At 68.3% G+C, this 20,628-nt stretch carries 22 protein-coding genes; 10 read left to right on the forward strand and 12 right to left on the reverse strand.

Translation table 11 applies throughout. The features are described 5' to 3' along the window. The 4 genes from J1902_RS13090 to J1902_RS13105 all read right to left on the reverse strand — a co-directional run bounded on the left by J1902_RS13090 (nt 1) and on the right by J1902_RS13105 (nt 3,637). Nucleotides 1-486 (reverse strand): RNA polymerase sigma factor, encoded by a 486-nt coding sequence (locus J1902_RS13090; RefSeq protein WP_307794449.1) that lies wholly within the window; start codon nt 484-486, stop codon nt 1-3. Nucleotides 487-596: 110 nt separating this feature from the next. Continuing rightward, the gene (locus tag J1902_RS13095; protein WP_207616724.1) at nt 597-1,394 is read right to left on the reverse strand and encodes a 2-phosphosulfolactate phosphatase; all 798 of its coding nucleotides are present in this window, start codon (nt 1,392-1,394) and stop codon (nt 597-599) included. Continuing rightward, on the reverse strand, nt 1,391-2,260 hold the full coding sequence (locus J1902_RS13100; protein ID WP_207616726.1) for a DUF4031 domain-containing protein: 870 nt from the start codon (nt 2,258-2,260) through the stop codon (nt 1,391-1,393). Before J1902_RS13100 ends, J1902_RS13095 begins: the two co-directional genes overlap by 4 nt. Before the next feature lie 42 nt (nt 2,261-2,302). Beyond that, entirely contained in the window at nt 2,303-3,637 is a 1,335-nt protein-coding gene (locus J1902_RS13105) for an FAD-binding oxidoreductase (RefSeq protein ID WP_207616728.1), read from the reverse strand. A 337-nt stretch (nt 3,638-3,974) separates the two neighbouring features. Here J1902_RS13105 and J1902_RS13110 point away from each other — a divergent pair, with 337 nt between their 5' ends. From J1902_RS13110 to clpB, 5 genes are all read left to right on the forward strand, one after another. Further along, nucleotides 3,975-4,385, forward strand: coding sequence for a TOBE domain-containing protein (locus tag J1902_RS13110; RefSeq protein ID WP_207616730.1), 411 nt, complete (start codon nt 3,975-3,977; stop codon nt 4,383-4,385). Further along, nucleotides 4,382-5,161 carry a molybdate ABC transporter substrate-binding protein gene (modA, locus tag J1902_RS13115; protein ID WP_207616732.1) on the forward strand — a complete coding sequence of 260 codons (780 nt, stop codon included), beginning with the start codon at nt 4,382-4,384 and terminating at the stop codon, nt 5,159-5,161. The genes J1902_RS13110 and modA overlap by 4 nt, the downstream gene beginning before the upstream one ends. A 6-nt stretch (nt 5,162-5,167) precedes the next feature. Continuing rightward, complete coding sequence (locus J1902_RS13120; RefSeq protein ID WP_207616734.1) at nt 5,168-5,986, forward strand: ABC transporter permease; 819 nt, start codon at nt 5,168-5,170, stop codon at nt 5,984-5,986. Then, nucleotides 5,983-7,056 carry a sulfate/molybdate ABC transporter ATP-binding protein gene (locus tag J1902_RS13125; protein WP_207616736.1) on the forward strand — a complete coding sequence of 358 codons (1,074 nt, stop codon included), beginning with the start codon at nt 5,983-5,985 and terminating at the stop codon, nt 7,054-7,056. The genes J1902_RS13120 and J1902_RS13125 overlap by 4 nt, the downstream gene beginning before the upstream one ends. A 150-nt stretch (nt 7,057-7,206) precedes the next feature. Then, a complete protein-coding gene (clpB, locus tag J1902_RS13130) occupies nt 7,207-9,876 on the forward strand; it encodes an ATP-dependent chaperone ClpB (protein ID WP_207616738.1) in 2,670 nt (889 codons plus the stop codon). A 3-nt stretch (nt 9,877-9,879) separates the two neighbouring features. Here clpB and J1902_RS13135 read toward each other — a convergent pair whose 3' ends face one another. Continuing rightward, entirely contained in the window at nt 9,880-10,497 is a 618-nt protein-coding gene (locus J1902_RS13135) for a septum formation family protein (RefSeq protein ID WP_242701980.1), read from the reverse strand. Between the two features lie 250 nt (nt 10,498-10,747). Between J1902_RS13135 and J1902_RS13140 the strand changes: the two genes are divergently transcribed. The 4 genes from J1902_RS13140 (at nt 10,748) to J1902_RS13155 (ending at nt 13,314) form a co-directional block, all read left to right on the forward strand. Further along, on the forward strand, nt 10,748-10,972 hold the full coding sequence (locus tag J1902_RS13140; protein ID WP_207616740.1) for a DUF3073 domain-containing protein: 225 nt from the start codon (nt 10,748-10,750) through the stop codon (nt 10,970-10,972). Nucleotides 10,973-11,194: 222 nt separating this feature from the next. After that, nucleotides 11,195-11,524, forward strand: a complete 330-nt coding sequence (locus J1902_RS13145; RefSeq protein WP_207616742.1) for an ArsR/SmtB family transcription factor — start codon at nt 11,195-11,197, stop codon at nt 11,522-11,524. After that, on the forward strand, nt 11,521-12,501 hold the full coding sequence (locus tag J1902_RS13150) for a TIGR03086 family metal-binding protein (RefSeq protein WP_207616744.1): 981 nt from the start codon (nt 11,521-11,523) through the stop codon (nt 12,499-12,501). Before J1902_RS13145 ends, J1902_RS13150 begins: the two co-directional genes overlap by 4 nt. A 45-nt stretch (nt 12,502-12,546) precedes the next feature. Next, nucleotides 12,547-13,314, forward strand: coding sequence for a VOC family protein (locus J1902_RS13155; protein ID WP_207616746.1), 768 nt, complete (start codon nt 12,547-12,549; stop codon nt 13,312-13,314). 72 nt (nt 13,315-13,386) lie between these two features. On the opposite strand, the gene purM is transcribed toward J1902_RS13155, so the two are convergent. The 5 genes from purM to uraD all read right to left on the reverse strand — a co-directional run bounded on the left by purM (nt 13,387) and on the right by uraD (nt 17,677). Next, on the reverse strand, nt 13,387-14,568 hold the full coding sequence (gene purM / locus J1902_RS13160) for a phosphoribosylformylglycinamidine cyclo-ligase (RefSeq protein WP_207616748.1): 1,182 nt from the start codon (nt 14,566-14,568) through the stop codon (nt 13,387-13,389). After that, nucleotides 14,565-16,190 (reverse strand): amidophosphoribosyltransferase, encoded by a 1,626-nt coding sequence (gene purF / locus J1902_RS13165; RefSeq protein WP_207616750.1) that lies wholly within the window; start codon nt 16,188-16,190, stop codon nt 14,565-14,567. The genes purM and purF overlap by 4 nt, the downstream gene beginning before the upstream one ends. Before the next feature lie 157 nt (nt 16,191-16,347). Beyond that, entirely contained in the window at nt 16,348-16,722 is a 375-nt protein-coding gene (locus J1902_RS13170) for a hypothetical protein (RefSeq protein ID WP_242701981.1), read from the reverse strand. A 104-nt stretch (nt 16,723-16,826) separates the two neighbouring features. After that, nucleotides 16,827-17,168, reverse strand: a complete 342-nt coding sequence (uraH, locus tag J1902_RS13175) for a hydroxyisourate hydrolase (protein ID WP_207616752.1) — start codon at nt 17,166-17,168, stop codon at nt 16,827-16,829. Beyond that, nucleotides 17,165-17,677 carry a 2-oxo-4-hydroxy-4-carboxy-5-ureidoimidazoline decarboxylase gene (gene uraD, locus J1902_RS13180; RefSeq protein WP_207616754.1) on the reverse strand — a complete coding sequence of 171 codons (513 nt, stop codon included), beginning with the start codon at nt 17,675-17,677 and terminating at the stop codon, nt 17,165-17,167. Before uraD ends, uraH begins: the two co-directional genes overlap by 4 nt. A 279-nt stretch (nt 17,678-17,956) precedes the next feature. On the opposite strand from uraD, the gene J1902_RS13185 reads away from it, so the two are divergent. After that, complete coding sequence (locus J1902_RS13185) at nt 17,957-19,051, forward strand: pyridoxal-phosphate-dependent aminotransferase family protein (RefSeq protein WP_207616756.1); 1,095 nt, start codon at nt 17,957-17,959, stop codon at nt 19,049-19,051. A 36-nt stretch (nt 19,052-19,087) separates the two neighbouring features. Here the strand turns inward: J1902_RS13185 and J1902_RS13190 are convergent, their stop codons facing one another. Both J1902_RS13190 and J1902_RS13195 read right to left on the reverse strand, forming a co-directional pair. Next, nucleotides 19,088-19,807, reverse strand: a complete 720-nt coding sequence (locus tag J1902_RS13190) for a cache domain-containing protein (protein WP_207616758.1) — start codon at nt 19,805-19,807, stop codon at nt 19,088-19,090. A 13-nt stretch (nt 19,808-19,820) separates the two neighbouring features. Continuing rightward, nucleotides 19,821-20,582, reverse strand: coding sequence for a FadR/GntR family transcriptional regulator (locus tag J1902_RS13195; RefSeq protein WP_207616759.1), 762 nt, complete (start codon nt 20,580-20,582; stop codon nt 19,821-19,823). Nucleotides 20,583-20,628: the final 46 nt, after the last annotated feature.

The raw sequence follows: 20,628 nt of genomic DNA on the forward strand, positions 1-20,628 counted from the left end.
TCATGCCTCCTTGGCCTGTGCGTACTGCGGTGATGCTGCGGGCATCGCTCTGCGGAATGCTTCCCTGGCCCGGTGGAGACGCACCTTGGCGGCCGCATCGGTGCAGCCCAGAATCGCTGCGATTTCGCTCAGCGACAGCTCGTCCCAGTAGGCGAGCTGGAGAATGTCCCGGTCTTTGGGGCGCAGTGTGTCGAGCGTTTCATGGACGTGCGGGGAAGCGTCGCCGCCTGGTGCCGCATTCAGCCGGGAGGCCTCGGCCAGCTTTGCGTTGAGCTGACGTTGCCGTTCACGTCCCCGGTAGGCGTTACCGATGACGTTCCGGGCCACAGACAGGAGCCACACGAGCGACGGCGGTGAATCCGGCTCCCATTTCTCCCAAGCGACCCTGAACACGTCAGCCGCCAGCTCCTGGGCCAGCTCCTCATCGTTGACGCGTCGAAGTACAAAGTTGTAGACGCGCGGATACGCATCCTTGTGCAATGCCACAAACGCTGCTTCGCATTCGGTTAGCACGAGCCCCCACCTATAGTCCGTTCCGTCCTGCCACGCAGGCTACCGTAATAGTTTCCGGATGGCGGCGGATGGTTACAGGGCGCTCAGGGCTGTTTGAACACGCCGTCCCGGAGCAGCGCCACCACGGAGCTGCCGTCCAGCTCGGCGGCGATCTCGACGTCGTCGGCGTACCCGGCGCCGATCAGCTCGCGGCCGCTGGAGCACTCCCGCAGGATGTCGGCCAGGCGCGGCTCGGCAGCATCGAACACGGCCGCGGCGGACTCGGCCTCCGGCGAGAAGCCACCGCGGCCGGCCGCCGCCAGCCCGGCAAGGAACGCGCCGGCACCGATCTGGTCCTCCATGGCCGGCCGCAGGGAGCCGTCCGGCCACTTTTCCCCGGCCGCAATCACCGCGATCACCGCCTCGGGCGGCAGCTTCGCCACCACCCACTCGGCCGTGGCCGCGGCATTGCGCAGGGACACGGCGGCAAGCAGCGGCGCGGCGGCTGACAGCTCATGGCAGATGGCCGAACCGTTCGGCGACGGCAGCACCACGCGCCGCAGCTCCGGTGCCCCCCGGAGGCTGGCCGGCGAGAGGCTCAGGCCGCCGGATCCCCGCGGGCCGGCCAGTTCCGCTCCATGGTGGGCCGCGAAATCCTCCGCCGAGACGTCCTTCCACGGATACGGCAGGACCTCGGCGCCGCGGTCGACGGCGACGCTCACGCACGTGGTGAAGGACAGGATGTCCACCACCACCACCAGGTTCGCCTGCGGCGCAACGGCCCGGGCGCCGTCGAGCCCCCACTCGAAGCGGACCGTGTACGGGAGCTGCCGGTGCGCGGCATGCGGCTGCGGACCGGGTGACTGGGAACGGGGTGTCTGGGAGCTGGGTGTCTGGGTCATTCCAGCTCGGCCGCCAGGTTGCGGCGGGCGGCGTCCAGCCACAGTTCTTTGGCGCGCTCGCCGTGGAAGAGCGGGTCCAGGGCCAGCAGGTGGCGCACGACGGCGGCGCGGCCCTTCGCGAAGTCGGCGTCGCTGACGTGCGCGTAGTCTTCCCGGACGGCGGCCAGGTAGCGGGCGTATTCGTCCGGCTCCCCGCCCAGTATGGACAGGTCCGCATCGCACAGGAGCGCACCGGCGGCGTCGTGCGGTTCCGGATTGTGCTTGGCCGTCAGCCGGACCAGCCGGGCGACCTCCGCGACATCCTCGGCGGGCATGCCCGCGGCGCCGAGCTTCTCCTCGGCCAGGCGCGCCGAATCCTCCTCGTCCCGCCCGGCGACGCCCTCATAGACGGCGTCGTGGAACCAGGCCGCCAGGGCCACGCGGCGGGCCGGAAGCGCCGGCTCCGTCAGCAGGTCCAGGGCCTCCAACACCGCGAGCAGGTGGGTGAGGCTGTGGTAGCTCCGGCCGTCCTCGCCCCAGCGCTCCAGCAGTTCCCGGCCGAGCGCCTTGTGCCCCGGAAACGTCAGGTTCCACCGCGCCATGAGCGGAACGGTCAGGGACTTGCTGCGCCCGCGCGCGGGGATGCGGAGCCCGCTGGCGATGAGTTTGCGCACCAGCACCCTGGCCTCTACGGGGACGGCGCCTGCGGCCACCAGGTCCTTGTAGCGGCGCTCGGGGACGTCATAGTGGTCGCCGTCGAACGCCCGCTCCGGGATCCCCGCCGCCGCGGCGAAGGCGTGCAGCTCCTCGAGCGAGTCGTCCGAGATGAGGTGCGAAAACACGGTCCCGTGCGCGGGCCACATCGGCGGATCCAGATACACGACCATGGCCAAAGTGTAGTCCCGCAGCCTGGCCTGTCGACCGGGCTGTCACCCCTCGGCCGGGAGGATGTTCTGGTTGCCGCGGAACACGTTCCCCGGATCGAACTCGCGCTTCACCCGGGCCAGTCGCTTGTAGTTGTCCTCCCCGTAGGCGGCCACGATGCGCTCCTGCCCTTCGTGCCCGATGAAGTTCAGCCACACGCCGCCGTTGGTGTACGGGGCGATGTTCCGGCGGAACCCCTTGACCCAGGCCTTGGCCTCCTGCCCGCCTTCGCGGGTTTCCGCCAGTCCGAACGGGTGGCTCACCCAGGCGGCGCTGCGGTTGAGCAGCGGCGTGGACGCCGCGGCCGGACCGCCCACTGCCCCGCCCCAGCGCGCAATGAGCTGCTGTGAATGGGGTCCCGGCAGCCGCTGTGCCGAGTCCACGAAGAGGTCCAGAGCATCATCGCTCAGCTCGTCGTGGTAGTCCGCGCTCCAGTAGTTGTAATGGTCCGGAGGGTCGTCGAGGCTGCACTGGAAGTCGGCGTATCCCATGGGCTCCACCAGGTCCACGGTGGGACCCATCTCCCGGAACGGCAGGGCATGGACCGCACCGTCGTCGGCGTCGCCCGCATAGAGGTATGCCACGCCAACCGCCAGCTTGCCCACCATGTCCTCCGGGACAGACTCATCCGGCGGTGCGGTGAGGTAGAACAAGGCCGTCCCGACGGCGTCGGGAGCTGCCAGTGCGAGGTCCCGGAAGCCGCGGCTGACGTCCGTTGCGGCGTCGCCCGGGAAGAGCATGAGTCCCGCCTGCACGGTGGGGCCGAGTTGGTGCAGTGTGAAGGTGAAGGACGTGGCGACGCCGAAGTTCCCGCCGCCGCCGTGCAGTGCCCAGAACAGCTCAGGGTTCTCCTGGGCGCTCGCGGTGACGCGCCCGCCGTCGGCCGTCACGAGGTCCACGGAGAGCAGGTTGTCGCAGGCGAAGCCGTACGAGCGTTCCAACCATCCGGAGCCGCCGCCCAGCGTGAAGCCGGCCACGCCGGTAGTGGACGCGCGCCCGCCGGTGGTGGCCAGGCCATGTTCCCCGGTGGCGCGGTCGAACTCGCCCCATGTCACGCCCGCGCCCGCCGTGACGGTACGGTTTTCGCGGTCCACGCTGATCGACTTCATGGGCCTGACGTCCACCACCAGGCCGTCGTCATTGGTGGACATGCCCGCCACCGAGTGGCCGCCGGCCCGGACCGCCACCTCCAGCCTGTTGTTGCGGGCGTAGGCCAGGGCGTCGGCAACGTCGCCGGGATCGGCACACCGGGCGATGACGGCCGGTCGACGGTCGATCATCGCGTTGAAGAGTTTCCGTGTTTCGTCGTAGTCCGGGCTGTCCGGCCGGATCCATTCCATGATGGCGCTCCTCCGCATCCACGACCCTGCCCCTGCACAAAGGTTACGGCGAACGGCCGCCGGGAACCACAGCCAAAGCTTACGTTTTCGGGACGTCGGTGCCCGACGGCGGTGCGGGGCACCGAGGGGCCCGCGCTCCTTCCCAGTTGCCTGCCCGGCCGTGGCCCGTGACGTCCACGGCGGCCCTGAATGGCGGGCTTCGGCCGGAGTGCCCTGCGAAGCAACTGGGAAGGAGCGTCGGACCTTGCGAGATGGCTTGAGGGAGCTGCGACGGTCACATTTCGTTTGCGTCAATATTGATCAGATATAACCGCATTTGAGGAACTATGCTGATTCCATGCCGCAGATACGAATTTCCGAGGCCGCCAGATTCCTCGGCGTCAGTGACGATACCGTCCGGCGCTGGACCGAGAACGGCACCCTCACCGGGCACAAGGACGAGTCCGGGCGCCTGGTGGTGGACGGGCTGGAACTGGCCCACGTGGCCCGCGCCCAGGCCCAGCTGCCCGAGGACCCCTCGCGGGCCGGCAGCTCGGCCCGCAACCGCTTCATCGGGCTCGTCACGGGCATCACGGCAGACAAGGTCATGGCCCAGGTGGAACTGCAGTGCGGGCCCTTCCGCGTGGTCTCGCTCATGAGCAGCGAAGCCGTCCGCGAGCTGGGGATCGAGCTCGGCTCCGTGGCCACCGCCGTCGTCAAGGCCACCACCGTCATCATCGAAACGCCGCACGGAAAGAGCATCGTATGAGCATCACGCGCAAGGCCGTCGCGGCATTGTTTGTGACAGGCGCCCTGGCAGCGGGCTTGGCCGGCTGTGCCGGCACTCCGGGCACCCCAGGCGCGGCCGGCAGCGGAACCCTGACCGTCTTCGCCGCAGCCTCCCTGAAGGCCACGTTCACCACGCTGGTCGCCGAATTCGAGGGCAAAAACCCCGGCACCAAGGTGGTCCTGAGCTTCGCCGGCTCCTCGGACCTCGCCACCCAGATCACCCAGGGCGCCCCGGCCGACGTCTTCGCCTCGGCGGACACCAAGAACATGGCCAAACTCTCCGATGCGAAGCTGCTGGACGGGACCGCCAGCAACTTCGCCACGAATGTCCTGACCATCGCCGTGCCGCCGGCCAACCCGGCGTCGATCAGTTCCTTCGCGGACCTGGCCAAGCCCGGCGTCAAGGTGGTGGTCTGCGCCAGCCAGGTGCCGTGCGGGGCCGCGACGGACGCCGTCGAGAAGGCGACAGGGACCACGCTCACCCCGGTCAGCGAGGAATCGTCCGTCACCGACGTCCTGGGCAAGGTCACCTCGGGAGAAGCCGACGCCGGCCTGGTCTACGTCACCGACGTCAAGGGCGCCGGAGACAAGGTCAAGGGCATCCCCTTCGCCCAGTCGGACCAAGCCGTCAACACGTACCCGATCGCCACCGTTGGCTCGAGCAAGAACAAGGAGCTGGCGGCAGCGTTCATCGCCCTGGTCACCGGCAGCGAAGGCAGGAAGACCCTCGGTGACGCCGGCTTCGGGACGCCTTAGGGAGCCATGGATCACGCCAACAACAGTGCGTACCAGGCCATCCCGCGGTGGGTGTACGCCCTCGCCGCGGCGGGCGGCCTGTTCGTCCTGCTGCCCCTCGCCGCCATGGTGGCCAGGGTCAACTGGCCCCAGTTCATCCCGCTCATCACCTCGGACGCGTCCCTCACGGCCCTCGGCCTGAGCCTGCGCACCTCCGCGGCCAGCACGCTCCTGTGCATCGTCTTCGGCGTGCCGCTGGCCCTGGTCCTGGCCCGGGGGCAGTTTCCGGGGCAGCGCGTGCTGCGCGCCTTCGTCCTGCTTCCGTTGGTCCTCCCTCCGGTGGTGGGCGGCATCGCACTGCTCTACACCTTCGGGCGGCAGGGCCTGCTGGGGAAATCGCTCGAGATCGCGGGGATCCAGATAGCGTTCTCCACGACGGCGGTGGTCCTGGCCCAGACGTTCGTGGCCCTGCCGTTCCTGGTGGTCAGCCTCGAAGGCGCCCTGCGCACGGCCGGCACCAAATACGAGGCCGTGGCCGCGACGCTCGGCGCCCGGCCCACCACGGTCCTGCGCCGGGTCACCGTGCCGCTCGTCCTGCCCGGGCTCGCCTCCGGTGCCGTCCTGTCCTTCGCCCGCAGCCTGGGCGAATTCGGCGCCACCCTCACCTTCGCCGGCAGCCTGCAAGGGGTGACCCGGACCCTGCCGCTGGAAATCTACCTGCAGCGAGAGACCGACGCCGATGCCGCCGTCGCGCTTTCACTGGTCCTTGTGGCGGTGGCCGTCCTTGTGGTCGGGCTCAGCTACCGGCGCGGACGCGCCTGGATCCCGGCGGAGGCGGCCCAGTGACGTTCACCTTGGACGCAACACTCGGGGCGCGCGGCTTCGACGTCTCCCTTGCGGTTGGACCGGGCGAAACCGTGGCCATCCTGGGCCCCAACGGGGCCGGGAAATCGACCCTGATGGCGGTCGTCGCGGGGCTGCTCCGGCCCGACGCCGGCCGGGCCAGCATCGGCGGCAGGACGCTCTTCGAGCTGGGTCCCGGGCCGCATGCCTGGACCGCCCCGCACCAGCGCGGCACCGCCCTCCTGGCCCAGGAACCGCTGCTGTTCCCGCACCTGAGTGCCCTGGACAACGTGGCCTTCGGCCCCCGCAGCGCCGGCGCCTCCCGGTCTGCCTCCCGGGAAACGGCCCGGCACTGGCTCGCCGAGGTGGACGCCCTGCCCCTGGCTTCCCGACGCCCCGGCGAACTGTCCGGGGGCCAGGCCCAGCGCGTGGCCGTGGCCAGGGCCCTCGCCGCCGACCCGGAGCTGCTGCTCCTGGACGAGCCCATGGCGGCCCTGGACATCCACGCGGCACCGATGCTGCGCAGGCTCCTGCGGCACGTCCTGGCCGGACGCCGCGCCATCATCGTCACCCACGACGTACTGGACGCGCTGATGCTGGCGGACCGGGTGATCGTGTTGGAGGACGGCCGGATCACGGAGGAAGGCCCCACCCGCGAGGTCCTGGGACGGCCGCGGAGCAGGTTCGCTGCCGGGCTGGCGGGACTCAACCTTGTGACCGGCACCATCACCGCGGAGGGGATCAGGACCGCGGCGGGCCAGCTCTTCGCGGGCCAGCACGACGACGTGCCCGGCCCGCTCACCACTGGACCCAGCACTTCCGGATCCGACGGCGTGGCGGTCTTCCCGCCGTCGGCCGTGTCCGTTTTCCTGTCCGAAGCGCATGGCAGCCCGCGCAATTCCTTCCCCGTGACCATCACGGACCTGGAGCCCCACGGCGACCAGGTCCGCGTCCGCGCCGGCGAACTCTCCGCCGACATTACGCCGGCGGCCTCGGCGGACCTTGGCCTGGTGCCCGGCATGACGGTCTACTTCGTGATCAAGGCCGGCCTGGTGTCCATCTACCCGGCGTGACTACTCCCGGCAGATCCGCTCCACGCAGGACCGCGCGGCTCTGGACACCCGTTTCGCCGTCGGCAAACATTGGGCATAGAGGGCAATTCCGCAAAGTTGAGCATAGTAGGCTCAACTTTGAACACGGCAGATTCCCGAAAGGAGCTCTCTTTGGACGTCAAATTCACCACCAAGAGCCAGGAGGCTCTTTCCGCGGCCGCCATGAACGCCTCCACGGCGGGCAACCCCCAACTCGAGCCGGCCCACCTGCTCAAGGCACTCATGGACCAGCGGGAGGGCGTCGCCGTCGCACTGTTGCGCGCCACCGGAGCCGACCCGGATGCCGTGAGCGTCCAGGCCAGCACCGCGATCAAGGCACTGCCGGCCTCGTCCGGATCCTCCGTGCAGCAGGCCCAGCTCTCCCGCCCGTCCCTGCAGGCCATCCAGGCCGCCCAGCACGAATCCGAGAAGCTCGGCGATTCCTTCGTCTCCACCGAACACCTCCTGCTGGGGCTCGCCGCCGGAAGCGACGCCGTCGGGAAGCTCTTGCGCGACGCCGGCGCCTCCCACGAGGCACTGCTCGCCGCCTTGCCGGGTGTCCGCGGAGACCGCAAGGTCAATTCCCCGGACCCGGAAAACACCTTCCAGGCCCTCGAGAAGTTCGGCACCGACCTCACTGCCATTGCCCGCTCCGGCAAGCTTGACCCCGTGATCGGACGCGACAGCGAAATCCGGCGCGTGATCCAGGTCCTGAGCCGCCGCACCAAGAACAACCCCGTACTGATCGGCGAGCCCGGCGTGGGCAAGACCGCCGTGGTCGAAGGCCTGGCCCAGCGCATGGTTGCCGGGGACGTCCCGGAAAGCCTGCGCGGCAAGACCCTGATTGCCCTGGACCTGGCATCCATGGTGGCCGGCGCCAAGTACCGCGGTGAATTCGAGGAGCGCCTCAAGGCCGTGCTGGAGGAGATCAAGAACTCCAACGGGCAGATTGTCACGTTCATCGACGAACTCCACACCGTGGTGGGGGCCGGCGCCACGGGCGACAGCGCCATGGACGCCGGCAACATGCTCAAACCCATGCTGGCCCGTGGCGAGCTTCGCCTGATCGGCGCCACCACACTGGACGAGTACCGCGAGAACATCGAGAAGGACGCTGCCTTGGAACGCCGCTTCCAGCAGGTGTACGTGGGGGAGCCGAGCGTGGACGACACCATCGGGATCCTCCGCGGCCTCAAGGAACGCTACGAGGCCCACCACAAGGTGGCCATCGCCGACTCCGCCCTCGTGGCCGCGGCCACGCTGTCCAACCGCTACATTTCCGGCCGCCAGCTGCCGGACAAGGCGATCGACCTCGTGGACGAGGCCGCGTCCCGGCTCCGCATGGAAATTGACTCCGCCCCGGAGGAAATCGACCAGCTGCGCCGTGCCGTGGACCGCCTCACCATGGAGGAACTGGCCCTGCAGGGCGAGACCGATCCCGAATCCGTGGAGCGCCTCGCGGCGCTTCGGGCGGACATGGCGGACAAGAAGGAGGCCCTGGCCGGGCTCAACGCCCGCTGGGAGGCCGAGAAAGCCGGGTTGAACCGGGTGGGCGAACTCAAGGCCAAGATCGACGAACTGCGCTCCGCGGCGGAGAAATACCAGCGCGAAGGAGACCTCGAATCGGCGTCGCGCATTCTCTACGGCGAGCTGCCCGCGCTCGAACGCGAGCTCAACGCGGCCGCCGAGGAAGAGTCCGCCCGCGCCGAAAGCGGCGCCGCCAAGCCGGAACTCATGGTGGCCGAGGAGGTCACGGCGGACGACATCGCCGAAGTCATCTCGGCCTGGACCGGCATCCCGGCTGGGCGCATGCTGCAAGGTGAATCGCAGAGACTCCTGCACATGGAAGAGGTTCTGGGCAGGCGCCTGATCGGCCAGTCCAAGGCCGTCGCCGCGGTGTCCGACGCCGTCCGCCGCGCCCGCGCGGGCATCAGCGACCCCAACCGGCCCACGGGCTCGTTCCTGTTCCTGGGCCCCACCGGCGTGGGCAAGACCGAGCTCGCCAAGGCCCTTGCGGACTTCCTGTTCGACGACGAACGCGCCATGGTGCGTTTGGACATGTCCGAATACGGCGAGAAGCACACCGTGGCCCGGCTGGTGGGCGCGCCTCCCGGCTATGTGGGTTACGCGGAGGGCGGCCAGCTCACCGAGGCCGTGCGCCGCCGCCCCTACTCCGTTGTGCTGCTGGACGAGGTGGAGAAAGCCCACCCAGAGGTGTTCGACATCCTCCTGCAAGTGCTCGACGACGGCCGCCTCACCGACGGCCATGGCCGCACCGTGGACTTCCGCAACACCATCCTGGTGCTGACGTCCAACCACGGCAGCCAGTTCCTGGTGGACCCGACGCTCGATGCCAAGACCAAGCGCGACGCCGTCCTGGCGGTGGTCAACGCCAACTTCAAGCCCGAGTTCCTCAACCGGCTCGATGAGATCGTCCTGTTCGATGCCCTCAGCGTGGACGAGCTTGCCAGGATCGTGGAGCTGCAGGTGGCGGAACTGTCCACGCGGCTGCGCGACCGCCGGCTCGCCCTCGAGGTCAGCGACGGCGCCCGCGCCTGGCTGGCGATGACCGGCTACGATCCCGCGTTCGGGGCCCGGCCGCTGCGCCGCCTGGTCCAGCGCGAGGTCGGCGACCGCCTGGCCAAGGAGATCCTGGCCGGGCACATCGTGGACGGGGACACCGTCCAGGTGGACACCGCCGCCGACGTCGACGAACTCACCATTGAGGGTCTGGAGGCCCTGACCGGTCCCGACGGCGGTGCGCCCGCCGGCGCGGGCCTGACGGTGCGCCGCAAGGAGTAGCCGCTACTTCTGCAGCAGATCGTCCTTGATGGTGTTGCCGTCGCTCACCATCACGAAGCAGTCCGCCCGGCGGTCGCCCTTGTCCCAGCTCGTGGGGCTCGGATATACCAGCTGGTAGGTGAGCACATAGTTGTCCTGCTTGTCGGAGAGGACCGCCGCCTGGCAGATCTCCAGGGTGCGCTTCTTGAGCCCATCCCGGCCGGGGTACACCTGGTCATCGGGATACCGGTGAACGGCCACGAGTTGGCCCGAGTGGCCGGCGTCGCAGGCAACGGCCTCGGACTTGGGGGCGTCCGGGTTGAAGTTCACGAAGCAGTCGCCCAGCTGGAAGTCCTTGGTTTCCAGGACCACGGGGAGCGAAGCCCGCGGCTGCGGAACCTCCGGGGCGCTGACCGCCGCTTCCTGGCGCGTGCCGAGCCTGTCCAGCAGGACCGAGATGGTGATGCCGATCAGGACCATGAAGACGACGATGATCCCGCCGATGATCAGGCGCTGGCGCAGGGCGCGGCGGTCCTGGGGGATCGGGTCCTGGGGGATCGGGTCCCCGGCGGCGTCCGCGCCGTCGTCGGGGGACCTGTCCTGTGGGGGTGTGCCGCCGGGGAGCATGCTGTTCTGGCTCATGTTCGCGTCTGTGCCTTCCTTCCGTGCCTTCCGCGGGCCGCAATTAGGGTGACTCTACCCAACTTTTCCCCGCAAGGGACGGCGCAATCGGCTGATCCGTGCGGGCGACACAGTCCAGCCTCTGGCGGTGGCAAGCAGTTGCTCTCGAAAGCATGTAATCTAGACATACGACAAATTGACCAAACATTCCGGGGCCTCACCGATAGCCAAGGTGACCACCTCCGGTCCGAGTACAAAAGGGGGTCACGCCATGGGGCGCGGCCGTCAAAAGGCAAAAGCTACCAAGCAGGCTCGGGATATTAAGTACTACTCCCCGAACACTGACTATTCGGCCCTTCAGCGAGAGCTCACGGGTCCGGGAAGTCGTGCCACGAGCCACTTCGCAGAAGATCTCCCCGAGCCGGACTATTCCGACTACGAGGACAAGTACGCAGAAGACGATGACGACGAGGTAGACACCCGCCGCATCGGATAGCTGTCGCAACGATCAGGTGCCTCAAGGCATCGAGTTGCGCACCGCCGTCGTACATCAGCTCGTTTAGCATCCCCGGATGCCGCACATCTCTGAACAAGCCCGCAGGGCACGCCGATATCTGGCGTACCCTGCGGGCTTTCTTCGCTCCCTGGGGACTTTCCCCGCCAGCCCGCCCAGGCGAAGCATTGACAGAATGCGTTAGCAATCGCTAACGTATTAAGCATGCTCGACCCACTCGAAGTTGCCGCGGAGCCCAACCGGCGCCGGCTGCTGCAGATGCTGGCGGCGGGTGAGCGCACCGTGACGGAGTTGGCGTCCGATTTCACGGTGAGCAGGTCCGCCGTCTCGCAGCACCTCCTGCTGCTGGAACAGGCCGGACTCGTCTCCGCCCGCAAGGAGGGCCGGAACAGGTTCTACAGCCTGGACCGCAAGGGCATGGCCGGCCTTCGGGCCCTCTTTGAGCAGTTCTGGACCAATGAACTGGACCTGCTGGTGGCCGACGCGCACAACTTCTCCTCCCACCGACTTCCCACCCCTAAGGAATCACCATGACTTACGACAAGACCGTTCTCCTGCCCCTCACGGTGGACGAGGCGTTCGCGCTCATCACCCAGCCCGAACGGATCCGCCGCTGGCAGGCCGTTGCTGCACGCGTGGACCTGCGGGTGGGCGGCGAATACCGCTGGACCATCACGCCGGGACACCACGCGGCCGGCGCCTTCACGGAAATCGAACCCGGCAAGCGCGTCGTGTTCACCTGGGGCTGGGAGCAGCCGGGCGCCCCGGCGGACAACGTTTCCACGGTGTCCATCACCCTTGAGCCCGCCGAGGCCGGCACGTCCGTGCGGCTGGTGCACCAGGGCCTCCCGACGCCGGAGGCCGTCGCCGCGCATGCCGAGGGCTGGAACCACTACCTTGACCGTCTGCTCGCCCAAGCCTCCACGGGCGACGCCGGTGCTGACGAGTGGGCAGCTTCTCCCCAGGACCTCAACGAACTGACCGCAGCGGACGCCACGCTTGCCGTGGTCCAGCGCGTCCTTGCGTCCGTCACGGCGGAGGACGCCCAGAAGCAGACGCCCTGCTTGGACTTCAATGTGGCGCAGCTGCTTGACCACCTCGCCGGTTCCATAGCCGGCATTGCCAAGGCCCTGGGCGCCGAGGTCTCCGACGACGCCGGCAAGTCGCCTGAGGTGCGCATCGCCGACCTTGCGCAGCCGGCACTGGAGGCCTTCTACCGCCGTGGCCTGGAGGGCACCGTGGACATGGGCTTCGCCGAACTGCCTGCCACCATGGTGGCCTCCATCCTGAATATCGAGTTCCTGGTCCACGCCTGGGACTTCGCCAAGGCCCTGGGCCTGGAACTGCACGTGGCCGATGAACTCACGGACTACGTGGAGGTGCTGGCGCAGAACACCATCAGCGAGCAGGTCCGTGCAGGCGGCAGCTTCGCCCCGGCCACCGAGGTAGCCGAGACGGCGTCCGGCCTGGAGCGGCTGGTGGCCTTCACCGGACGTGCCGTGCACGCGTAGCGTAGGCAGGGAGACCCCCGCGTTGCAAGAAAGAAAGGGCCAATCATGCCGCAGGTAGGCAGCTACAAGCAAGGGACGCCCTGCTGGGCGGACCTGCAGACCAGGGATGTGGAGGCGGCCAATGCCTTCTACGGCCAGGTGTTCGGCTGGACCTTCGAGGATCTGCCCACCCCGGACGGCCGCAGCTACGCGAAGGCCTTTGTGGACGGGGACCTTGTCAGCGTGATCGCGCCGTACAACACCCAGCAGGAAACCGCGGGGGCCCAGGCGCAGTGGAACATCTATTTCGCAGCGGCGGACGCCAGAGCGGTGGCTGAGGACACCGTCCATGCCGGCGCGCGGGTGCTGTTCGGGCCCGAGGCCGTGGAGGACACGGGCGTCATGCTGTTCGTGGAGGTGCCCGCGGGCGGAACCACGGGCTTCTGGCAGCCCGGGACCCACTACGGGGCAGCCCGGTTCAACGAGCCCGGCGCGTTGGCCTGGGCCGAGCTCCTGACGTCTGAGCCAGCAGCCGCCGTCGGGTTCTTCCAACAGCTGTTCGGCCATGAGGTGACCGAATACCCGCAGGACGACGGCGGGAGCTACAGCACGCTGGTGGTGGACGGTGAGGAGGTGGCCGGCATCGTCCCCGCGGCCGAGGGCGAAGAAGGCTGGCAGATCTACTTCGGCGTGGCCGATGTCGCCGAAGCCGTGGCCGCCGCGGTGTCGGCAGGCGGTGAGGTGCTGGTGGAACCGGACGAAGACGTCGACGCCGGAACCCTGGCAACAATCATGGACCCGCAGGGCGGGGTGCTCAGCCTCATCCAGATTTAACGCCGAGTGCTCCGTATCTGCCGTTTAGAAGGTTCATAACGGCAGATACGGAGCACTCGATGCTTAAGGACCCTAAGCGTATGCGTTCACCAGGCGGACGGCGCCGCCGTCGACGCCCTTGGCGCCCTGGACGTAGTCCGGGCCGCTCTTGTCGATCGAGTCGGAGTCCGCGGAAACGGTACCCATGACCCAGGACGGCAGGCCGCGCTCGTTGAGGCGGGCCACGGCTGCGTCGGCGGCTTCCGGGGAAACGATGGCAACCATGCCAACACCGAGGTTCAGGGTGCGCTCCAGGTCCGCCAGCGGCACGTTACCCAGCTCGGAGACCAGCTTGAAGATGGCCGGCAGTTCCCAGGTGGCACGGTCAACCGTGGCCACGAGGCCCTGCGGCAGGACGCGGGCCAGGTTGGCGGCCAGGCCGCCGCCGGTGACGTGGCTGAAGCCGTGCACGGCGGCACCGGCCAGCGAACCGGCGCCGGTCACCGGGAAGGTGCGGGCGAGGTCCAGGCAGTCGGCGGCGTAGACGCGGGTGGGCTCCAAGAGCTCCTCGCCCAGGGTGCGGCCGAGTTCGGAGATGTGGCGGTCCAGGGACCAGCCGGCGTGGTTGATGACGCGGCGGACCAGGGAGTAGCCGTTGGAGTGCAGGCCGGAGGAGGCCATGCCGATCACCACGTCGCCGGCACGGACGCGGTCCGGGCCCAGCAGGGCGTCGGCCTCGACAACACCGGTGGCGGCACCGGCGACGTCGTATTCGTGCTCACCCAGCAGGCCCGGGTGCTCGGCGGTTTCGCCGCCCACCAGGGCGGTGCCGGCCACGGAGCAGGCGGCCGCGATGCCGCGGACGATGTCCGCGATGCGCTCCGGAACAACCTTGCCGCAGGCGATGTAGTCGGTCATGAAGAGCGGCTCGGCGCCCACCACCACGATGTCGTCCACCACCATGCCCACCAGGTCGAAACCGATGGTGTCGTGGATGTCCATGGCCTGCGCGATGGCAACCTTGGTGCCCACGCCGTCCGTGGAGGTCGCCAGGAGCGGCTTCTTGTACGTCAGGAGCCGGGAGACGTCATACAGGCCGGCGAAACCGCCGACGCCGCCGAGCACCGAGGCGTTGTGAGTCGCCTTGACGGCGTCCTTCATGAGTTCGACGGCGCGGTCGCCCGCTTCGACGTCGACGCCGGCGGAGGCGTAAGTGATGGCGGCAGTGTTTCCCGGGGTCCCGGTGTTTCCAGCGGCGGGGGTTGCGGAGGTCATACGGACCCTTTCGTCTTGGCCTCGATCAGGCGATCAGCGTCGGTGAGCAGGTTCTCGAACTCGGAGTCGGGTCCCGGGTCGCAGCCCGTGGCGCCGGCCTTGGACGCCGGATCCTCGGAGTCCGCGGCGGAAGCGTCCGACGACGGCAGCCCGCCGAGGTCGGTGCGCTCGAGCAGGTTCTTGCCCAGCTTGTCGGCAGCCGGCAGTTCGATGGGGTACTTGCCCGTGAAGCACGCGGTGCAGAGGCGTTCGCGCGGCTGCTGGGTGGCCTCGATCATGCCGTCCTCGGAGATGTAGGCCAGCGAGTCGGCGCCGATGGCCTGGGAGATCTCGTCGATGGTGGCGCCGTTGGCGATCAGTTCCGCGCGGGAGGCGAAGTCGATGCCGTAGAAGCAGGGCCACTGCACGGGCGGGGAGGAGATCTTGATGTGGACCTCCGCGGCGCCGGCCTCGCGCAGCATCCGCACAATGGCGCGCTGCGTGTTGCCGCGGACGATCGAGTCATCCACCACCACAACGCGCTTGCCGCGGATCACGGATTCCAGGGCGTTGAGCTTGAGGCGGATGCCCAGCTGGCGCAGGGTCTGCGAGGGCTGGATGAAGGTGCGGCCCACGTAGGCGTTCTTGACGAAGCCGTGCGCGAAGGGGATGCCGGACTGTTCGGCGTAGCCCACGGCTGCGGGGGTGCCGGATTCCGGGACCGGGATGACGATGTCTGCCGCGTGGGAGTTTTCGCGGGCCAGCTGGCGGCCCATTTCCACGCGGGCCTCGTACACGGAGCGGCCGGCGATGGCTGCATCCGGGCGGGCCAGGTAGACGTATTCGAAGACGCAGCCGGCAGGCGTGGCGTCGGCGAAGCGCTGGGAGCGGACGCCGTCCTCGTCGATGGCGATGAATTCGCCGGGCTCGATCTCGCGGATGAAGCTCGCGCCCACGGTTGCCAGGGCGGACTGCTCGGAAGCAACAACCCAGCCGCGTTCCAGGCGGCCCAGGCACAGCGGGCGGATGCCGTAGGTGTCGCGGGCTGCGTAGAGGGTGCCTTCGTCCATGAAGACGAAGCAGAAGCCGCCCTTGATCTTGGGGAGCAGTTCCAGCGCGGTCTGCTCCAGGGTCTTGCCCTCTTCGCCTTCAAGGAGAGCGGTGACCATGGCGGTGTCCGAGGTGTTGCCCTGCTTCATTTCACCGGTCAGCTGGCCGTTGTTGCGCTCAAGGATCATGTCCCGGAGTTCAGCGGTGTTGGTCAGGTTGCCGTTGTGGGCCAGGGCCACCGTGCCGGTGGCGGTCGCACCGAGGGTCGGCTGCGCATTGGCCCAGTGGCTGGCACCGGTGGTGGAGTACCGGCAGTGGCCAACGGCCAGGTGCCCGGTAAGGGTGTTCAGGGTCGTCTCATCGAAGACCTGAGACACGAGGCCCATGTCCTTGTAGACATTGATGCGTTTGCCGTCACTGGTAGCAATACCAGCCGATTCTTGTCCGCGGTGCTGCAACGCATACAGCCCGTAATAGGTGAGTTTTGCTACTTCTTCACCGGGAGCCCAGACCCCGAAGACGCCACAAGCGTCCTGGGGGCCTTTTTCGCCGGGGAGAAGATCATGAGAAAGTTTTCCGTCGCCACGTGCCACTGGTCGATTGTCTCACGTCCCGGGCGTGGTAACTTCCCCGCTGCGGCTTTAAGACCGCCCGTGCGGCGAAAATGCGGCGCGTCTCACATCGGGTCCGCTGTGTGACCCGCCACGGACTGCCGTCCGGCAGTGCGGCCCGGCGCCCGACGGCGGCAGGTCAGCGGCCGCCGTCGTCCTCGCCGTCGGTGTCCGGAACCGAGTCCGGAACGGCCTCGACGACGGCGTGCTGGGCCCGCCGGATGCTCAGGCGGTCAAGGATGAGCGCGACGAGGGCGCCCAGGATCACGCCGCCGGCGGCGAAGGCCACCAGGAAGAAACCGAAGACAGTCCCGGCGTCGAAGCTCGGATTGACCGGGAGGCCGTACGCGACGAAGGCCGCGATGATGATGCCGACCACGGCGCCGAGCACCATGAACGGCACGAATTTGGGCGCCCGGCGGACGGTGATGCCGCGGCGGGCGGGGGCGCCGCCTCCGGTGTTGTTGCCGGAGTCCGGGCCTGCGCCGGTGGTGTTGGTGTCCTCAGAAGCCATGCCGTCCAGCCTACCGTTCCGAGTTTATGTACAGATAACGACCCTAAAGACGGGGCTTTAGGGCGTTATCTGTACATAAACTCGGCTGTACATAAACTCGGGGGTCAGCTGCCGCGGTATGTGGAGAACGCGAACGGGCTCAGCAGCAGCGGCACGTGGTAGTGCTCGCCGGCGTCGGACACCGTGAAGTTCAGGTCCACCTCGGGGAAGAACGTCTCCGTGCCGAGGCCCGCGTAGTAGGCGCCGGTGGCGAAGTTCAGGCGGTAGGCGCCGGCGTCGAGCTGTTCGGGGCCGAGGTCCTTGATCCGGCCATCCGCATCGGTGGTGCCGTCCGCCACGAGCGTCCAGTTCCCGCCGTCGCGCACGTACAGGCCGACCGCGACGCCGGCCGCCGGCCGCCCGGAGCCGGTGTCCAGGATGTGGGTGGTTACCCGGGAAACGCTCATGCGCTGACCTCTTCTTCACTGATCACGTTGGCAAGGCGCAGCAGGGCAATTTCGCGCAACTGGCCGGCCACAATGTTGTCTTCTTCTTCCGGAGTGTGCGCCAGGCGTTCCTGGAGCGAGGCCAGGATCTCGGTGGCGCTGCGCCCGGCGGCGCGGATCAGGAAGACCCGTCCGAACTTCTCCTCGTAGCTCCGGTTGCCCTCGGCGAGGGCGGCCGCAACGCCGTCGTCGCCGGGATCCACTCCGGCCTGTTCGGAACGGGACATGGCCGCCTCGGTGGTCTGGGCCTGGGGCCGTTCGCCGATCCGGGGGTGGTGGGCGAGGGCCGCCGCCACCTCCGCGGGGGTGAAGGGCTCGGCCGTTTCCCTGGCAAAGCCAAGAAGGGAGTCCATGCCATTGAAAGGGCGGGCGTCCGCGATCTGCTCCACCCAGCGCTGGATGTCCAGGCAGGGGCGGAGGACGCCGATGACGTCCGCGCGGTCAACACTGTTGAATACTGCAAGCTGCATGCTTGTTCATTCCTCGTGCAAATGCTGGCATCCATGGTGACGGCTATGCGGAATTCCGGCCGCGAAGGCCGGCTGAAACTGACTTCAATCTTCCGCATCATGGAACTGTTATTTCAGCATACGTAATAGTCAAGTCGACGGCCGGGGCCGGTGTCAAGAGAATACCGCAACACTCCCCTGCGCCGACTCCGACGCTCTCTCACCTTTGTGGTGTTTTGGCCCGACGCTCCCTCACCTTTGGGAGGAGAATGTCCCCAACAACGGTGAAGGGTTTCCGCCATGCCAGCCATCCTGACCTCCCGGTTCCTGTTCGGTCCGGGCCCCAGCAATTGCTACCCGGAGGCCACGGCCGCCCTGGCCTACCCGGTGATCGGGCACCTGGACCCGGTTTTCATCGAGCGCCTGGACCGGACGTGCGCCGGGCTCCGGACGGTGTGGGGGACCGCGAACGCCCGCACCCTACCCTTGAGCGCCACGGGATCCGGCGGCATGGAAGCCGCCTTTGTAAACACGGTGTCCAACGGCGACGTGGCCGTTGTCGCCGTCAACGGCCTCTTCGGGGAGCGGATGTGCGAGGTCGCCAGGCGCTGCGGGGCCACCGTGGTGCGCGTGGACCACGAATGGGGCCAGCCCGTGGATGCGGAAAGGGTCCTGGCCGCCCACCCCAACCCCAAGGTCATTGCCGCCGTCCACGCCGAAACCTCCGTTGGTGTGCTCTCGGACATTGCCGCGCTCGGTGCCGGCAAGGGCGATGCCCTGCTGATCGCCGACGCCGTGACCTCGATCGGCGGGCTGGAACTGCTCGCAGACGAGTGGGGCATCGACGTCGGCTATGCCGGGACGCAGAAATGCCTGGGCGTGCCGCCGGGGCTGTCCCCGTTCACCGTGTCCGAGCGCGCGTTCGAGCGCCGCATCAAGGATCCGCGCTCCTGGTACCTCGACATCGGCCTGCTCGGCGGCTATGTCGGCGCGGCCAGCGGCGCCCGCACCTACCACCACACGGCTCCCGTCACCATGATCGCGGGCCTCGAAGCCGCCCTGGACCGCATCCTTGCCGAGGGCCTGGGCGCCGTGCAGGCCCGGCACCGCGCCGCCGGAACCGCCCTGCAAGCGGGCCTGCAGGAGATGGGCCTGGAGCTGTTTGCCGCCGAAGGCGCCCGCCTGCCGAGCCTCACCACCGTGAGAGTGCCCGACGGCGTCGACTCGGCTGCCGTGCGCAGCTACCTTTTGGAGCACTTCAGCATGGAGATCGGCAGCGGGGTGCGCGAGTTCACGGACACGGTGTGGCGCATCGGCATGATGGGCCCGAACGCCGCCCCGGCCTCGGTGACTCTGGTGCTGGGTGCGCTCAAGGAGGCCCTCGCGCACGCCTGAGCCGCGCGCTGTGGCGGGCTGGCGGGGAGCGTCCCCTTACGCTCCTGCGGGACCGACCGCCGAGAGGATGCGGAACTGCCGGCCCACGGCATGGCTCTCGGCGCCCTCGGCCGCTGTGACGATATCCCCGGCGTCAATGTCGGATGCGGCGCAAATGACGGTGCGTCCGCCGTCGTTGACGAGGGCGGCCCGCTCGCCGATGCGCCGCAGCAGGGGCAGCCCCAGCCGTTCCAGTGTTTGTGCGGTGACGTCCAGCCCCACGATCCCTGCAATGGTGCCGCCGTTGAAGACGGGATGGGAGAACGTCAGGACGTACTCGTCGGTGCAGAGTAGGTCGATGAAGGGCCCCGTGACGTGTGGCTTGCCGGTCTCCACGGGAATCCGGAACCACTCGGACTTGACGTAACGGCTCAAGGACTGGGGGCTGAAGTTGGCCAGGGCGTCCACTCGTTCCATGTCGTCGCCCTGCCACCACGCAATGTAGCTGCGGTCCGGTCCAAGGAGCCCCGGGGTGGCGATGAAGCCCGCCCCCACCACCTTCGAGTCCGGGGCCTGCAGCATGGACTGCACTGCGGGCCGGATGAACTTGTCTACGGCTGTGCCCGTCAGTTTGCCGCTGTCCGTGATCCAGGCCGTGGTGGCCGCAGCCCACTGATCCAGTTGCCGCTCCACCCCGGTCACCAGGGCGTTGATCTCCTCCACGCCCCGGAGCGCAGGGGAAATCGGTGCCTTCAGTTCGGCGCCGTTGCCGTCCATGTTTCTGCCTTCGCTAGTGTGACTGCCCGCTTGAGTGTTCTTCCAGCAGCCAGGTGGTTGTCATGTGGATCAGGTCCTTGGTGCGCGCTTCTGCGCTGGCTTGATCATGCCGGGCGATGGCAGCCGTCACGGCCTCGCTCAGTTCGGCCGTCCGGTTGCAGAAGTCCGTGTCGCCGAAGGGCAACAACGTCAGTGTGCCCATGTCCGCCTGCAGCCGCAGGAGTTCACGGGCCAGCCGTGCTGATCGCGCCACTGCTGCGATTTCGAGCAGGAATTCCGACGACGCCAGGCGCCATTCCAGGGCCGTCGCCGGCGTGCCGTTCTCGGCGCGCGGACGGATGTAGGTCCGCAGCGCCTCGACATCGCCGTCGTTGGATCGTTTCGCGGCGACGCCGGCGCAGGTGGCCGCAATGGCCTGGTAGTGCAGGCCAAGGTCGCTGATCTGCAGCCGAGTCAAGGCGAGCAGCCGGATCCGGGCGTGGTCGGGCGAAGGGAGCGCGTCATCGGCAATGAAGCTGCCGCCGCTGCGCCCGCGCGCGGTGCGGATCAGGCCCTGCCCGCGCAGCTGGGACAGTGCCTCGCGCGTGGTCACTGCCGATACGCCCAGGGCGCCGGCAAGTTCGACTTCATTGGGCAGCCGTTGACCGCTGACGAGGAGCCCTGTTTCCACGGCAAGTTCGATGCGCCGGCACACTTCATCGACCAGGCCGCCGGACTTGATGGGGGTGAAAACGGCGGCCAGGCTCCGTGACGCGCCCAAGGGGGAAAGCGACATGTGCCCGGCCTCCCTCATGATTGCGACTCGAAATGTGTTCACCGCA

Origin of the sequence: Arthrobacter cavernae, assembly GCF_017368795.1 — a bacterium.
GTDB classification, from domain to species: Bacteria; Actinomycetota; Actinomycetes; order Actinomycetales; family Micrococcaceae; genus Arthrobacter; species Arthrobacter cavernae.